Annotated in this window: 13 protein-coding genes; 9 read left to right on the forward strand and 4 right to left on the reverse strand. The window is 45.6% G+C overall.

Annotated features, from left to right (window positions below; all coding sequences use genetic code 11):
- Window positions 1–71 precede the first annotated feature (71 nt).
- Complete coding sequence (locus tag M3636_RS15895; RefSeq protein ID WP_251383175.1) at window positions 72–635, forward strand: hypothetical protein; 564 nt, start codon at window positions 72–74, stop codon at window positions 633–635.
- 58 nt (window positions 636–693) lie between these two features.
- Here the strand turns inward: M3636_RS15895 and M3636_RS15900 are convergent, their stop codons facing one another.
- Window positions 694–1155: a VOC family protein gene (locus M3636_RS15900; protein WP_251383176.1), complete on the reverse strand. Its 462-nt coding sequence runs from the start codon at window positions 1153–1155 to the stop codon at window positions 694–696.
- 164 nt (window positions 1156–1319) lie between these two features.
- On the opposite strand from M3636_RS15900, the gene M3636_RS15905 reads away from it, so the two are divergent.
- The 3 genes from M3636_RS15905 to M3636_RS15915 all read left to right on the forward strand — a co-directional run bounded on the left by M3636_RS15905 (window position 1320) and on the right by M3636_RS15915 (window position 4422).
- The gene (locus tag M3636_RS15905) at window positions 1320–1754 is read left to right on the forward strand and encodes an Lrp/AsnC family transcriptional regulator (RefSeq protein ID WP_251383177.1); all 435 of its coding nucleotides are present in this window, start codon (window positions 1320–1322) and stop codon (window positions 1752–1754) included.
- A gap of 163 nt (window positions 1755–1917) precedes the next feature.
- Window positions 1918–3213: a GntP family permease gene (locus M3636_RS15910; protein WP_251383178.1), complete on the forward strand. Its 1296-nt coding sequence runs from the start codon at window positions 1918–1920 to the stop codon at window positions 3211–3213.
- Window positions 3214–3261: 48 nt separating this feature from the next.
- Entirely contained in the window at window positions 3262–4422 is a 1161-nt protein-coding gene (locus tag M3636_RS15915; protein ID WP_251383179.1) for a glycerate kinase, read from the forward strand.
- A gap of 97 nt (window positions 4423–4519) precedes the next feature.
- Here M3636_RS15915 and M3636_RS15920 read toward each other — a convergent pair whose 3' ends face one another.
- Together M3636_RS15920 and M3636_RS15925 are read right to left on the reverse strand one after the other, a co-directional pair.
- The gene (locus tag M3636_RS15920) at window positions 4520–5566 is read right to left on the reverse strand and encodes a CdaR family transcriptional regulator (protein ID WP_251383180.1); all 1047 of its coding nucleotides are present in this window, start codon (window positions 5564–5566) and stop codon (window positions 4520–4522) included.
- A 183-nt stretch (window positions 5567–5749) separates the two neighbouring features.
- The gene (locus M3636_RS15925; protein ID WP_145044919.1) at window positions 5750–6121 is read right to left on the reverse strand and encodes a winged helix-turn-helix transcriptional regulator; all 372 of its coding nucleotides are present in this window, start codon (window positions 6119–6121) and stop codon (window positions 5750–5752) included.
- A 191-nt stretch (window positions 6122–6312) separates the two neighbouring features.
- Between M3636_RS15925 and M3636_RS15930 the strand changes: the two genes are divergently transcribed.
- Together M3636_RS15930 and M3636_RS15935 are read left to right on the forward strand one after the other, a co-directional pair.
- Window positions 6313–7050, forward strand: coding sequence for an SDR family oxidoreductase (locus M3636_RS15930; RefSeq protein WP_251383181.1), 738 nt, complete (start codon window positions 6313–6315; stop codon window positions 7048–7050).
- Between the two features lie 121 nt (window positions 7051–7171).
- The gene (locus M3636_RS15935) at window positions 7172–11194 is read left to right on the forward strand and encodes an S-layer homology domain-containing protein (protein WP_251383182.1); all 4023 of its coding nucleotides are present in this window, start codon (window positions 7172–7174) and stop codon (window positions 11192–11194) included.
- 459 nt (window positions 11195–11653) lie between these two features.
- Here the strand turns inward: M3636_RS15935 and M3636_RS15940 are convergent, their stop codons facing one another.
- Window positions 11654–12211: a GbsR/MarR family transcriptional regulator gene (locus M3636_RS15940; RefSeq protein WP_128104118.1), complete on the reverse strand. Its 558-nt coding sequence runs from the start codon at window positions 12209–12211 to the stop codon at window positions 11654–11656.
- A 201-nt stretch (window positions 12212–12412) separates the two neighbouring features.
- Between M3636_RS15940 and M3636_RS15945 the strand changes: the two genes are divergently transcribed.
- The 3 genes from M3636_RS15945 to M3636_RS15955 all read left to right on the forward strand — a co-directional run bounded on the left by M3636_RS15945 (window position 12413) and on the right by M3636_RS15955 (window position 15652).
- The gene (locus M3636_RS15945; RefSeq protein WP_128104117.1) at window positions 12413–13288 is read left to right on the forward strand and encodes a carbohydrate ABC transporter permease; all 876 of its coding nucleotides are present in this window, start codon (window positions 12413–12415) and stop codon (window positions 13286–13288) included.
- A gap of 53 nt (window positions 13289–13341) precedes the next feature.
- Window positions 13342–14193 (forward strand): carbohydrate ABC transporter permease, encoded by an 852-nt coding sequence (locus M3636_RS15950; RefSeq protein ID WP_128104666.1) that lies wholly within the window; start codon window positions 13342–13344, stop codon window positions 14191–14193.
- A gap of 85 nt (window positions 14194–14278) precedes the next feature.
- Window positions 14279–15652 carry an ABC transporter substrate-binding protein gene (locus tag M3636_RS15955; protein WP_251383183.1) on the forward strand — a complete coding sequence of 458 codons (1374 nt, stop codon included), beginning with the start codon at window positions 14279–14281 and terminating at the stop codon, window positions 15650–15652.
- The last annotated feature ends 8 nt before the right edge of the window (window positions 15653–15660 follow it).

The following is a 15660-nucleotide window of genomic DNA, read 5'->3' on the forward strand; positions in this document are numbered from 1 at the left end:
TAAGATTCCATAAAAGGGTACCTATGTTATTATGAAGGAATAGTGACCACATGATAAGGGGAAATTTTGTTATGACCGATCAACGCTCCATCTATATCCTGCTCACGAATACAGGAACCTTGTTTACCAAAGTCATTCAGAGTTACACCAAAGCACCCTATAATCATGCCTCAATCTCGTTTGACCGGGAATTATCCGAGTTATACAGCTTCGGTCGTAAACATCCAAGCAATCCGCTGAATGGTGGGTTTGTGAAGGAAGATATCCAGACAGGTACATACAGCAAATATCCGAACACGACATGTGTTATTTATGAGCTTCAGGTGACAGAACGTGAAGTGGAAAAAATGAAACGTGTGCTACATATCTTCATCCGTAGCCGCCAGAAATATATGTACAACCTGCTTGGCGTCATTGGCATTACGCTGAAAGAGCCAGTGGAGTTTAGCAACTCCTACTTTTGTTCACAGTTCGTAGCAGAAATATTACAGCGATCCGGAATCAAGCTGTGGAACAAGCTGCCCGCCTTGGTGACCCCGGACGATTTTCGCCAAAGTGAAAGACTCGCGCTCGTATATGAGGGGAAGTTGGGTGAGTATAAGCCGGCAAACAAGGATCAGGACGTGGGAGAATAATATGAGATGAAAAAGCCTGCTGCCATGGATTTCTGGCTAACAGGCTTTTTGGCTAACATTAAGTAGATGGTGAAGCGGAACGATTGAAATCAACCTCTTCGAGGAATTCAATGACTTCACCGTTGGGACTATGAACAACTGCATTTCGAACTTGAAGCGGAGGTTCACCAAGCGAAATCCAATCGGGTTGGACATAAGGCTGCGCACCATAGGCAAGAGCGTGCTCGTATATCGCATCCACATTGTCTACGTATAAAGCAAAATGCAGCAGAGCCCCATATCTCACGTCTTCAGGGGACGCTGCTGGTTCGCCTTCTGCTGCGATTACAGCCCCGGGATCAAACAGTTCAATGCATGTGCGTTGATCTGGTGAGATTAACATGCAAGCCTCGGTGATGCGGAAGGCGGGTAGACTCCATGAGTGTCCAATTTTAAATCCCAGTACATCCGTATAAAACGAGAGTGTATCCTTATAGTTACGTGCTTGAATCGCTATGTGAGCAAGTCCATTTACGCCCATACTCCATCATTCCCTTCATCAGATTGTATTCTTAAATTATAAAGGGAGCGGTACATTGGAACCATGCAGTATCAAAGGATATACTGAGGTATGGCTTACACTTTATAAGCTCTTTTATCCAAATAAACGTATTAAATGAGCCTAATTCTTGGGAGGGTCTACAAGTGGGTTATGTTATAGATGAGATTGACCAACAGATTATGCGCTTGCTTCAGCACAGTGCACGAATGTCAATTGTACAGATTAGCAAAGAGGTTAACATGTCCCAGCCTTCCGTCAAGGAGAGAATCCTTAAACTGGAGGAAAACGGAATTATATCGGAATATTCGACCATTTATGATCTAGAACAACTAAACCGTGGAACAACGACGTTTATTTTACTCAAAACAGAGCGCTGTGAGGAATTGGTTCACTTCTGTGAGCAGGCGGCAGAGGTCACCGATTTATATCGGATTAGTGGCGAGTACAACTATCTGATCAAGGTACAAACGGCAACAATAGAAGAGCTTGCTGAGTTTCAGGACTCCCTGATAAAGCTTGGACCATCCAAGTCCCATATTAGTGTGAAAAATATAATGGAACACCGTGTGCTGCTGTAGGGAAGTAGCGAACATATTCGTATGATGGGTGGCAGGGCACTCAGTCCTGCCATTCTTCATTGTGCAAATGAACAATGAATTTCGTCTGTTCATCAATATAATTCTGCTTCCCCAGCAACTATAATGAAAGCGTGTTCAACAAGTGCATGGGGGGCAATGGACAATGGAACCTTTAACAATTAGCTGGATCGGCGCACTGGCAGGGCTTGCTATTGCGATCATACTGATTCTGAAGAAACTGAATCCAGTCTATTCTTTATTTTTGGGAGCAATTGTAGGCGCTTTAATTGGCGGAGCGAATCTGGAAGAGACCGTAAATATACTTGTAAATGGTACACAAAGTGTCATGGGCACCGTCCTACGTGTACTGGCTGCTGGGGTGCTTGCAGGCGTGATGATGGAGTCAGGTGCAGCGGAGACCATTGCACAGGCTATCGTACGTAAGTTTGGCGGAAGTAAAGCTATTCTTGCCTTGGCTCTGGCAACGATGATCATTACCGCGGTTGGTGTATTTATCCCTGTCGCTGTACTAATCGTAGCGCCGATTGCGCTATCTGTAGGTAACAAAATGGGGATCTCTAAGCTTGCGCTATTGTTAGCTTTATCCGGCGGTGGTAAAGCGGGGAATATCATCTCTCCAAACCCGAATACAATTGCTGCGGCAAGAGGATTCGAGCTGGATCTTAGCAATGTGATGTTGGCTGGATTAATTCCAGCCATCTGCGGATTAATTGTAACCGTTATCGTAGCTTCGATGCTCAAAAGCAAAGGTGTGATGGTCTCTGACCAGGAAGCAGAGCAAGGAGAGGTGGATACTTCTCAATATCCACCATTGAAGAAAGCGATTGTTGCACCGTTGGTGGCGATTATTTTGCTCATGATCAATCCGATCGGTTCAATTACGGGCATTGGGGCATTATCTACGTTCAAAGTGGATGCAATGTATATTCTTCCGATTGCGGGTATTATCGGTATGCTGGCGATGGGGCAGAGCAAGAACATTGTGAAGTATACAACGTCGGGACTGAACAAAATGACGGCAACGGTACTGATTCTGGTAGGTGCTGGGGGGATTGCAGGGCTGATCTCCGCATCGGATCTATCGGGCCAAGTCGTTAGTCTGATAGAAGCGTCTGGTATATCCGGTACGTTCTTGGCACCAATTGCAGGTATTCTGATGGCGGCAGCGACAGCATCAACCTCGACAGGTGTCATTCTCGCAACAGGATCGTTCGGCGATGCAATTCTGAACATGGGCACAGCTCCGCTCGCTGCAGCTGTGATGGTTCATACAGGGGCAACGGTCATCGATTCCCTGCCTCAAGGCAACTATTTTCACGTATCTGCTGATAGTATGAAGATGACCATTCGACAGCGGATGGGTGTCATACCTTACGAAGCGATTGTTGGTGGCACGATGGCTATTGTGGCGACGTTACTATATGGATTTATCCTTTAACAGGTTGTTTATCAAACGATCTTTAACAATATGGATGGGGTGAGAGTAATGGGAGAAAAGAGAGAAAATACATTTGTACTGGCACCAGACTCATTCAAGGAGAGCATGACAGCCAAAGAAGTCTGTGTGGCGATGGAAAACGGATTACGCAAAATCTACCCAACAGCACATTATATCCATGTACCCATGGCTGATGGAGGCGAAGGGACGGTACAGTCGTTAGTAGATGCTTCTGGTGGTGCCATTCATTATCAAGAAGTACAGGGGCCATTGGGTCAGAACGTCATGGCACAGTATGGCATTCTCGGAGATGGAACAACGGCAGCGATTGAGATGGCATCAGCCAGCGGCATTCATCTTGTGGCTCCAGAGATGCGTGATCCACTTCGCACAACGACGTATGGAACAGGGGAACTGATTCGCCGATGTCTGGATCAAGGCATTCGTAAAATTATTATTGGGATTGGCGGCAGTGCCACTAATGATGGGGGTACGGGTATGGCTGAGGCGCTCGGTGCAAAATTTCTGGATGCCCAAGGCAGTTCCCTTGAACGTGGAGGCGGTTCGCTTAACCGCTTGGCGCATATTGATGTGTCTGACTTAGATCCACGTCTCCACGAAGTGGAATTCATCGTTGCCTGTGATGTGACGAATCCGCTCTGTGGCGAACACGGCGCATCGCGGGTATTTGGCCCACAGAAGGGTGCTACGCCGGAGATGGTACGGCTATTGGATGCAAACCTGTCTCATTATGCAGATGTAGTGAACCAACAACTGCATAAGGATATTCGAGATGTGCCAGGTGCGGGTGCAGCAGGTGGTTTGGGGGCGGGGCTTCTAATCTTCACGCAAGCTACATTACGCAAAGGCATTGAGATCGTGATCGAATATACAGGTTTACGTGAAAAGCTAGTTCATGCAGATATCGTATTTACAGGTGAAGGCGGCATTGACTTTCAAACGAAATTTGGCAAAACCCCCTACGGTGTAGCCCAAGCAGCCAAAGAGATCGGGAAGCCTGTTATTGCTGTCGCGGGTTATGTAGGCGAAGGCATTGAGACACTTTACACAGAGGGGATAGATGCTGTGTTTGGCATTGTTCCAGGAGCAGCAGATCTAGATAAACTCTTGCAGGAAGGCTCAGCGAATGTGGAGCGTACCATGGAGAACATTGCGCGGGTGTTGAAACTTGGTCTTCTGCCGTCGTAGAACGGGATAAGAGTAGAATAAGGATCAGAAGAGACGGATAGCAAAATCAAAGCCTGCATGGTGGGGGATTGTGCATCCGTCTTTTGGCTGTATTACTCTAGCGATAAAAAGCGAGCAATCCGTGAGTAAGCTCAATGAGTTCGAGCCAGTTACGCGGATCTTTGCCTGTCACAGTCTGTATGCGTTTGAGTCGGTATTGTAGGGTATTGCGATGGATGTTGAGGTCATCAGCTGTCGTTGTCATGCTACCACTATGGTGAATAAAGCTGCGTAACGTCTCAAGTAGATCGGCAGTGTCCTCTAGCTTACTGACAATGTTGGATTGATTAGTTAAGTGGTCAGCACTGAAACGTACTAAAAACTGCACATCATCGTACCGTGTTAGAGGCGATGCGGGACGAAGTGCCATAAGGATGTTCATAGCCGATCTCGCCTGTTCATAACAGCGTGCAATGTTGGCTTCTCGCCTGCTGATGGCGATGAAGGCTTGCGGCTGATCCTGCTGGAACTGCTGAATGACCGGATCTACCTCAGTTTCATTCTGGATGAGCACCAACAGTGCATCCCCTGCATCCTCAAGCGTGAACCAAGGATGGGGAAGTAATGTTCGATAGGTTTCCGTGTTAAACTGTGGCGAATCCCCTTGGGATCGAATGTATAAAATAATTGTAGGTAACTGCAGATCAAGCTGATAATGCAGTGCTTCTTTTCTCATTTTCTGTGAATAGGAACCAGAATGGTTCAGGAGCCGTTCCAAAAAGGCTTTTTTGCGTGAAGCCTCATGAGCCAAATTCTCTAGTTGATTGCGCTGTTCAATAAGAAGGGATACGGTCGTGCGCACGATGTTACTGAAGGGACGAACTTCATCCGGATGCCCTGATATGCCAATCACACCCACTAGCTCATTGCTAATGATAATAGGCTCGTTCGTACCCATTTTCTCTAACCGGCCATCGTGCCACACTTCAACCATGGTTCTTGTCGTTAATGCTCGAACAGCTCCCTGATGAATGGAACCTACGCGCTCACGCTGTCCACTACCAATAATAATTCCTTGTTCATTCATAATATTAATGTTATATGGGATGTCCTGCATCATTTTGTCGACGATATCCTGTGCCTGTTTCTCCGAAAGCTGCAACATATCCGTTCCTCCTTCATCAGGTAGCCCGCCAGTGTATTATCCCTGATCCCTAATGTCTAATCATGCCTGCCCGAGTCTTGTTTGTCATTGTGCAACTGAACGAAATTATAGACGATGGATCGAGCTTACACAAGCGAGAGGGTTTGGAAAGGAGATATATCACGGCTCATCCTGTTCTTCTAATCACTGTTCGTTTATAAAGGACTCCATGACCTTCGTGTCTCTGTTTGCACGCAAATAATCAAGATGTGACTTTCCCCAACCACACATGCCATCCAGAAGAGTCCCTATGGTCTGTCCGTGTTCAGATAGGCTGTACTCTACCTTAGGAGGAACATCACCATAGAGTGTGCGAACAATAATCTGATCTTGTTCTAGCTCCCGCAGCTGTTTGGTTAATGTCCCCTGGGTAACGTCGGGAATCATCCGTCGTAGTTCGCCGAAACGTTTAGTGCCTTCCTTCAGCAAAATAAACAAGATGAGCGGTTTCCATTTTCCATTAATGGTCTCCAGTGTGGTCATTACCCCTTGTAAACGTGGCTCTTGTAAATCCATAGTATTCACCTCAACATATAGGTATATATGTTATTCTATCATACTCGATCTCTGCGATAGTCAATCTATGGTACGAAATTTCGTACTTAGTATGAATAAATTGCGTACTATTCAACATCCTTCATTTCATGAATAATGGACAAATCATTGGTGCATAGCCAGCAATTATGAATTGAAGGAGTAGATGAAGAATGAGCCAATATACATTGCAAAACCAACGTGTCGTCATTATTGGGGGAAGCTCGGGCATAGGACTTGCAACGGCACTGCAGGCAGCGGAGGCAGGTGCGCATGTGGTTATTGCCGGAAGATCAGCCTCCAGACTGGAAGAAGCAAAAGGGCAGATTGCGCGTGCAGCCGATGCCTCCAATAATAGGACAGTCGAAGGTTATGTATTGGACAATCAGGATGAGGAGCAATTGAAGTCATTTTTTAATCAGGTGGGCCAGTTCCACCATCTATTCACTCCCGGAGCTGTATATACACGTGGGTCACTGAGTTCAGATCGGGAGACGGCTGAAAGCTGTTTTAAGGGGAAGTTCTGGCCACAATATTTTGCCGCCAAGTATGCTGCTCCACATATGTCTTCTTCTGGGTCAATAACGTTGATGTCTGGTGGATTCAGTCAACGGCCACTGGATGGGGGAGCCTCTTACGCTGCTTGTAATGGAGCCATTGAGAGTTTGGGGAAAGCACTTGCTGTTGAGCTTGCACCGGTACGGGTCAACGTCGTTTCTCCGGGAACCATCTGGCGGGAAGGGCAAGAAGGAACTCCACGAGGGGATCACTTCAAGGACTATGAGCAGCTGGCGTTACTCCAGCGTGTAGGACGGAATGAAGAAATAGCACATACCGTTACCTACCTGATGACCAACACATTCACGACAGGCAGTACATTATTCGTTGATGGCGGGTATACCTTGATCTGATGAGAAAGATTCGATCTATTGATAGATCGGGTCTTTTTTTATTTGGCCATCCTCCATGTTCAGAATCGGTCCAGAGCGTTTTACTACAATACAAGTAACACTGAACAGGAGGACAGAATACATGTTATTCAAGCGGTTTATCAGTTTAATGTTGGTTATAGTTATGTTGGTGCCACTCATTAATGTGGGGGGCGTGGCCAGTGCAGATGAATTAACACCTCGTGAGCGTATTAATGAGCAGAGAAATGATTATTTCCTGAACAATGATCCAAGTATAATCTCAACTGTGCAGAGTATTTTAGAGGAGCCGGGGTTCATTAATCTACCAGATGACTATAGCTTGTTAACCGATAGTCAGAAATCGGAGATTGCCGAAGGTGTGATGAGTTTTATCTCAGACAACGTCCAGTATTCGGAGGATCGCCAGGTTGGATATATCTTTAACCTTCTATACCATTTGGCAAAACTTACGAAACAAGCGGATGCAAATACATTTCAACAAACGTCCACTTCATTATATGAATTGTTCGGAGAAGTCGATGATTACTTCCTGAATGTTAGTGATCAGGACTTGAATCAACTTCGTACGGCGAGCAGTTCGTACAGCTTGTTAAGAGGTGTAGATCAAGCATTGCTTGTCAATACAGCGTATTCTAAGTACGCAAGAGCAAACTTGGGTAATCCTATCTCTTATGGAACCAAGCTAAGCTTTATGACGACGCAGTTAGCGCTTTTTGATGGCGTGAATGGTACAAGTGTTAGTTCTGCTTTAAACAATCTTTATAACGTATACATCGCTAACCAAGATTATATACAGAATCATGATAGCAGCTTTCCACCATTTGCATTCAATTTGAGTAAAATGTCGGAGATTGTTAATGCTAGTGAGCTTGGTGAATTGGCAGATTGGATCATTGATAACAGGCCAGTGAGTGGATACTATGACAACATTGCTCAAGTGCAGTCGGCATTTGATTCGTTTTTTGCCGATGCACCGTGGTTGGATCAGTATAACGAATTCAAAAAGACCGCTAGAAGGACTAACCCAGAGGATATCCAGCAAGCTATAGCGTTCTTTAGCGACGAGCAGTTCGTAGTGTTACCTGATTTTAAATCCCTGACTACTGAAGATCAGCAGGCTGTGGCAGATTACCTATTGCGAATTGACCCACCAACAGGGGGATACGCCAACCAAGGGCAAGTTCAAATTATGGTGGAAGTCGCTATGCGCGCACTCGATGTGATGCACCAGATCGGGGAGCCAACTGCTAAGACTGCGCTTGATGCATTTTATACCAAACAAGCAGAACGTGCTAATTACTTTAATGATGCGGTTGATCGAGAAGAGTTCTATCGTCTTGTTAACATGTATCTCACTTCCTCTGATCTAGAAAAGCGTATGACAGCATACCGATTCGAACTGAGACTCAGTACAAGCTCAGCGATCAATCGTGTAATGGGCGAAACGGAATCAGCGGTAGAAGGAACCCCATACCTTAATCTGGTTGAGACGAAAGCAGATATGAAAGATACAATTGAGAAAATTGTTTATATGCAGAGCAAGGTCGAAGTATACAACATCGATAATCCGACCAAACCGATGGAGAAGTTCCCGCTAGACTTTAGTGATTACGATACGATGACTAGCACAGAAAAGAATGAGTTGGCCCAACAAATGTTGGAGAAACGTCCGAATGCAGGATATCTAACCTATGCAGCTATTCAAAATGCTTTTAATCAATATTTGAATCCGGATATCGATAATGGTAATAAATATGATTTGCGTGATGTGAACTATGCAAGAGAGGACGAAGATACGGCTGATATGATCATGGCTATAGAACATCTCGAGGGTATCACCTTACCTCAGGAATATTCTAACTTCACGCCAGAACTAAAAAAATATGTAGCTAGATTCTTGATCTATCAAGTTGGGGAAGACTATGAAAAAGAGTCACAAGTTCAATATATGATTGAGCTTGCTGTACAGGCACAATTAGTCTGGGAGCAGAAGGAACTGGGTGTTCTTCAGGATAAACTAGATGTTCTAGCCCAGTCTTTGTCCGATGGTCTTAAGCATTTCAATGATCGTAAAACAGAGAGTCTGCAGGATGTCGGACAGCGTTATCTTGATCTCGGTAAAGTGAATAAACCTGTATTTGCATATACGTTTTTGCACTTATTGGTGAAGGAGCGGTTGGAAGGAACATCAGCAGGGGAAATTCCCAACCCTGAGTTCATTCTTGGACTTCTCTCCGCACCGTTCGAACCGATTGAGAATGCTATTACGGTAGATCAAATGAACGAGTGGCTTGATACAACGATGAAAAATCAGTTGAGTGGTGAACAATTTTTCCATGGCAAAAAGATCGACTTCTCAGGCTCACTTAATCTATCCAGAAGAGCGGACCTTAGCAATGAAGGCAAAAAGGAACTGGCGGACTGGGTTCTGGAGCATAAAGAGGACGGTTATGAGAGTGCTTCGCACTTGCAATATGTGATTGACTCATTCTTCACCGCTCCTAATGTAACAGCAGACAACACGAATAAGAGATTGATTGGCCTAGAGCCTACAATGGAAATTTCTTTTGATGGCGGTGTTCATTGGCTTGATCTAGCATCGATTGACCGTTTGGATTTCAATAGAAATGTGACAGTGCTGGTACGTTATAAAGCGATCAGTGATGAGATGCCAGGGCGTGCTCTGAAATTTGTCTTTACAGCGAAAGAATCAGATGGTGGTAACACAACAACACCAACTAATCCATCAACGCCTAGCCCATCTACGTCAACACCGTCTACCGGGTCATCAAGTACAACACCTGCTCCAGCTACGAAACAGGAACAGATTGTTGTAGATGTGAACGGTGTTAACGGCACCAACTTGACCAAGACACCGATTACTCGCACAACTGAAACGAATGGTATAATCAAAGATTTGGTGAAAATGAGTGAAGCGATTGCCAAGGAATCGGTGGAAAAAGCGAAGCAGCTTGGAACAGACACAGCACGTATTGTCATTCCAGATGCCCAAGATGCTGTGTCCGAGACACGGATTGAACTGCCAAAAGCAGCCGTTAAGGCACTGAATGATGGTGCGCTTAAACTTGAAATTTCTACAGGCAATGTCGTGATATCTGTTCCGACGAGTTCGATTGCTGGATTCGATCAAGACTTGTATTTCCGCGTCGTTCCATTGAAGTTGGAATCAGAGCGTAAGGAAGTAGAAGAGCGTGCGAAGAAGGAGCGGTTGATTCAAGAGATTGCTCCCAATACGAACGTGCGTGTACTGGCTCGTCCAGTTGAGATTGAAACCAATATGCAAAGCAGAGAAGTTACGTTGACATTACCACTGCGTAATAGCTTGCCAACAGATCCAGCTGCGCGTCAGCAAGCATTGGACAACCTGGCGATCTACATCGAACACAGTGACGGTACCAAAGAATTGATTCAAGGTAAACTGGTGAAACTCAAAGATAATAGTGAAGGTATAGAGTTTACTGTAACCAAATTCAGTACGTTCACACTTGTCGTTGTGGATGGCTTGAAAGCTTCGCAAAGTTCACAGCTTCCATACATTCAAGGCTTTGGGGCAGACTTCCGTCCAGATGCGTTGGTAACACGTGCGCAAATGGCGGCTATGCTGGCTCGCAACCTGACGGATGAAGCAGGATCAAGCTCTGCTGCTAGTGTGAACTACACGGATGTATCTGCAACGCATTGGGCAACAAGTGAGATTCAGAAGGCTCAATCCGCAGGTATCATGAACGGGTTGAACACTACACAATTTGCGCCGGAAGGCTCCATTACCCGTGCACAGATGGCAACGATTGCGTATCGTTGGATGCAGCAACAACAAGCAAGTCCAACTGTCGGTGCTGCAGCAGAAGTTACGTTCACGGACGTATCAGCAGACCTGTGGGCATCGGATGCGATTGCTTATGTTCAGTCTGCAGGCTTAATGGTTGGTTATAGCGACGGTACGTTTAAGCCCAATAGCAAGCTTACACGTGCTGAAGCTGTAAAAGTTCTGAATGTGCTGTTCAATCGCGCACCACGAACTGGAGTGGTGACACCTTCATTCAACGATGTACCAGCAACACACTGGGCATATGCAGACATTGAAGCGGCAGCGCAAAAATAATATTTTCACAGGTCAACAGGTGATAGGATCGTAGGAGAAAATAATAGATAGAAAATAGAGCTGTTCCAAGTGCCATATCGTGGCGAGGGACAGCTCCTTTTTGCGTTTACATATAACCCAACAATGGCTCGTGTGACTAAACAATGATTTGTCAAACCATCGGATTGTGATGCTTCCCAATCTAACGAACCGAGGAGACGCTATTGGCAGCAAATTTGACAAACTGAATATCTAACGAATCATAGCGACATTATTCCACTGTAAACGTAGAAGATTGGGCTACTTTGGAAGCCTTCTTTTACCAATAACTTCTCTCAGGTTCGTTATAATCGGTATCTCAGCTTTATCGGTCATATAAGACTTGTTAGATTCGTTAGCGCTGTGCCCATCCAAGTCGTGATGCTCAACAGGCAGTTTGCTACTCTTAATCGGGGGATTCCGGACATTATCGTAAAATATTCATTCTTCCGCAGAGCTTGGATAGAAGCTACCCTCTTGCAGTTGGTTTACAAATCCCTGAAGCCAAATATAATATTGCTCCGCATGTTGCAGCTTGTGCAGGTCACGCAGTGCTTCGTTCCGGTCTTCAGGTAAAGTATGTTCTGACAGGATGATCGCTGACAGATCAGGAATGACTTCTCGTATCCCCTCTAACATCACATCCACTTCCCGCTGTAGCTTCGATCCGAAGAAGTTCTGAAAGGTTCGGTAGAAGTCCGTTTCAGCCAAGTACTGATCCTGCCGATCCTTTTTCTCATCTAGCTTATATATCATCTGTGATTCCGTAAGTGAACGAACAGCGTAGCTCATATTGCTTTTACTCATGTTCATAGAGGTCTTCATTTCTTCAAGTGTCATGGGTCGATCCTCAAAATACATAATCCCATACAATTTGCCAAACGTATGATTAACTCCATATAGATCCATCGTGTTCGCGATGGCGTCGATGACCTTCTCCCTTAGCTCATACCGATCGGGCAATGAAGAATGATTCGGGTTCCCGGTAGTTTCTTTCACCACAATGTCACCTCAAGTTTATGATAACGTTCCCACTAGCCTCTTCATATTTTACATGACTCGTTTCAATTTTAACATAACCCTGAAATAGATTTTTCAATACGAGTGTACAATCATTTTTGTACGGAATAAACAAACAATTGGTTTATGCCAAACATTTCTAAAAGATTAAAGAAAAATTGAACATAAGGAGTGGGGGAATTGCGATTAAAGCTATGGAGGGAGTCTGAAGCGGTATTATTCACGTTGCCGGCTCTAATCCCGTTGCTGGTTTTCTGGCTGGGGCCTCTCGGATATATCGTTTATCTCAGTTTCACCGATTGGGACTTCATGAGCCCAGACAAGTTATTCGTTGGTTTAGATAATTACAGCTATCTGCTTACCAACTCTGAATTCTATCAATCTTTGAAAGTGACGTTGTTATTCGGGCTAGGGAGTGTAATTCCAACCATCGTTGGTGGACTAGCACTGGCTATGCTCATGAATAGCAAAATCAAATCAACTGGAATCTTCCGCACATTACTCTTCTCGCCTTGGGTAACGCCAACGGTTGCGGTATCCATCGCATGGTCTTGGATCTTCGAGCCAGAGGTAGGGCTTGCTAATCTTATGCTGGGCTGGGCAGGAGTATCTCCTATTGGATGGTTGCGTGACGCAAACTGGGCACTGGTTGCCGTGCTGATCGTTACCCTGTGGAAGTCGATTGGCTGGGCGATGGTGTTCTATCTGGTTGCACTGCGCAACCTGCCCTCTGATCTGCTCGAAGCGGCTTCCATTGATGGAGCAGGGAGTTGGGATAAGTTCCGGAGTATTACGTTGCCACTAATCTCACCAACGACGTTCTTCCTTTCCATTATTCTGACGATTCAGTCTCTTCAGGCTTATGACCAGATTAACGTCATGACTCAGGGTGGACCAGCGGGATCGACCAGAACGTTGCTGTATATGTATTACCAGTCTGCATTTGAATCCTTCAATGTGGGTGAGGCTTCATCCATCGCCGTTGTAATTATTCTGATCTGCGTACTGCTCTCGGGAGTATCCTTCCTGCTTGGCAGACGTTTGGTGCACTACTAATGACAATGACGATGCCTAATAAGAAGATTCAGAAAAGGATGAAGCGCAAGGAGATGCAGAATGTGTCGGTAAAATTGAAAATAAGTAAACTCATCCGCTATCTGTTATTAGCAATTATTGCGCTAGGTACAGCATTTCCTTTCTATTGGATGGTCATTAGCGGATTCAAAACAAATGATGAGATCTGGCAATTCCCGCCGACCTTCTGGCCGGAGACATTCCTGTGGAGCAATTACGTGGATGCTTGGAATGCCGCACCATTTGCTCGTTACATTTTGAACAGTACCGGGGTAGCCTTGGCGATCTGTTTATTCCAGATCGTCAACTCCAGTATGATGGCGTATGCTCTGACTCATATGAAATTCCGCCTCAAAGGTACACTAACCTCTTTAATTCTGGTGGGTTATATGATACCGAGTACAGCTGTGTATCTGCCTAGTTACATGGTGCTTAGCGAGCTAAACTTGCTGGACTCCTACACAGGCTTGATTGTGTCCAACTGTGTCAGTGTGTTCTCGATTTTCCTAATCCGCCAAGCGTTCATGCAGGTATCTCATGAATTGGTAGAAGCCGGACAGCTGGATGGTGCATCCCATTTCCGAATCTTATGGACCATTATCGCGCCACTTGTTCGATCCAGCTTCGCGGTAATGGTACTGATCACGTTTATCGAGCAGTACAACAACTATTTCTGGCCGATGCTGATCACCAAAGACCCTGATCTGCAGCTAGTATCGGCTGGTCTGAGAAGCTTCTTCGTCGAAGGCGGGGCATATGGACTGGCGTGGCCGCAAATTATGGCTGCGAGTGCCTTCACCATCGCACCACTCCTTGTTCTCTTCTTGTTCACTCAGAAAACGATCATGCAAAGTGTCAATATGACGGCTGGTGTGAACAAGAACTGATACGAATCACCGAACACCCTGCATCAACTAGATACATGCTATTAACCGTACTAACCAACATTTCACCTAAACGGGAGGAACAACAATGAAGTGGAGTCAAGCGAACATGACATGGAAAAACAGACTGAGGTCAAACTGGAAGGGTGGTATGTCCCTCGTACTGGCGGCAAGTTTTGCTCTGCTGACAGCTTGTGGATCATCGGCACCAGCCGAGTCCGATACAACGGCTGCTGCAAGTGGAACAGAGACTCAGGCGAAGGCGCCAGTAGAAATTGAATTCTGGTATGGTCTCGGTGGTAACCTGGGCGACAATATGAAGAAGACGATTGATGCGTTCAATGCTTCCCAGGACGAAGTCGTTGTCAAAGGAATTGTACAGGCAGACTACACAGAGACAGAACAGAAGCTGCAAGCAGCGATTGCTTCCAAGAAGGTTCCAGCGGCTGTACTGAGTGCCAACATTGACTGGGCTCGCAAAGGCTACTACGCACCAATGGATGAGATGATCGCAGCGGATTCGAATTTCCAAAAGGATGACTTCATTCAAACGTTCCTGAACCAAGGAGAAGTGGACGGCAAACAATACTTCCTGCCAATGTACGGAACAACTCAAATCATGTATTACCGTATGGATACGCTCAAAGAGAACGGAATCGACCCGGCAAGCCTGACGTCGTGGGAGAAGCTTGCTGAGGCAGCAGCGAAAATGAGCAAACAAGAGAATGGCAAGACCACCTTCTACGGCTGGCAACCAATGTGGGGTAGAGACAACATGATTGATGCCGTAATGGGTAAAGGTGGACAGATTCTTAGTGATGATGGCAAGACGGTTATGATCGATTCCCCAGAGTGGATCGAGACATGGGATCTGTTCCGTAAATGGATTCATGAAGACAAGATCATGGGCATCGAGTACGGTGGTCAAGGTTGGGAATATTGGTACAAAACGATTGATAATGTGATGAAAAATAAAGCAGCAGGTTACACGGGCTCCAGTGGTGACCAAGGTGACCTAGACTTCAGCATTGTCGCTGCAATGCAACAACCAGGCTGGGAAGGTATTGGTGAAGGTAAGCCAGTTGCCAATGCAATTTTGGCAGGTATCCCGGCAGCAGCAAGCCCTGAGCAACAACAAGCAGCATATAAGTGGCTGACGTATTTCTCTAAGACTGAAAATACAGCTGCATGGTCGATGAATACAGGTTATATCGCAGTTCGTCAATCTGCTCAAGAAGATCCAGAGTTCAAGAAATTCAGTGAGGAAAATCCACAAATTACAGTACCACTTCAACAGGCAGCTCATGCATCTGCTCCATTCCGTGATCCAACGGGAGGTAAGATTAATGATGCATTGAAGGATGCAGCAGATAAAGTGCAGATCAATAACGTTCCGGCAGCAGAAGCACTGAAGGAAGCAAAAGAGAAAGCTCAGAAAGAGCTTGATCGTATCGCGAAGTAAGGTTGAGC

This window comes from Paenibacillus sp. MER 99-2, assembly GCF_023714095.1.
Taxonomy (GTDB): domain Bacteria; phylum Bacillota; class Bacilli; order Paenibacillales; family Paenibacillaceae; genus Paenibacillus.

Bases quoted from the DNA above. Each gene is read 5' to 3' on its own strand.
- M3636_RS15895 (WP_251383175.1), top strand. From the start codon at position 72: ATGACCGATCAACGCTCCATCTATATCCTGCTCACGAATACAGGAACC.
- M3636_RS15900 (WP_251383176.1), bottom strand. From the start codon at position 1,155: ATGGGCGTAAATGGACTTGCTCACATAGCGATTCAAGCACGTAACTAT.
- M3636_RS15910 (WP_251383178.1), top strand. From the start codon at position 1,918: ATGGAACCTTTAACAATTAGCTGGATCGGCGCACTGGCAGGGCTTGCT.
- M3636_RS15915 (WP_251383179.1), top strand. From the start codon at position 3,262: ATGGGAGAAAAGAGAGAAAATACATTTGTACTGGCACCAGACTCATTC.
- M3636_RS15920 (WP_251383180.1), bottom strand. From the start codon at position 5,566: ATGTTGCAGCTTTCGGAGAAACAGGCACAGGATATCGTCGACAAAATG.
- M3636_RS15925 (WP_145044919.1), bottom strand. From the start codon at position 6,121: ATGGATTTACAAGAGCCACGTTTACAAGGGGTAATGACCACACTGGAG.
- M3636_RS15930 (WP_251383181.1), top strand. From the start codon at position 6,313: ATGAGCCAATATACATTGCAAAACCAACGTGTCGTCATTATTGGGGGA.
- M3636_RS15935 (WP_251383182.1), top strand. From the start codon at position 7,172: ATGTTATTCAAGCGGTTTATCAGTTTAATGTTGGTTATAGTTATGTTG.
- M3636_RS15950 (WP_128104666.1), top strand. From the start codon at position 13,342: ATGCAGAATGTGTCGGTAAAATTGAAAATAAGTAAACTCATCCGCTAT.
- M3636_RS15955 (WP_251383183.1), top strand. From the start codon at position 14,279: ATGAAGTGGAGTCAAGCGAACATGACATGGAAAAACAGACTGAGGTCA.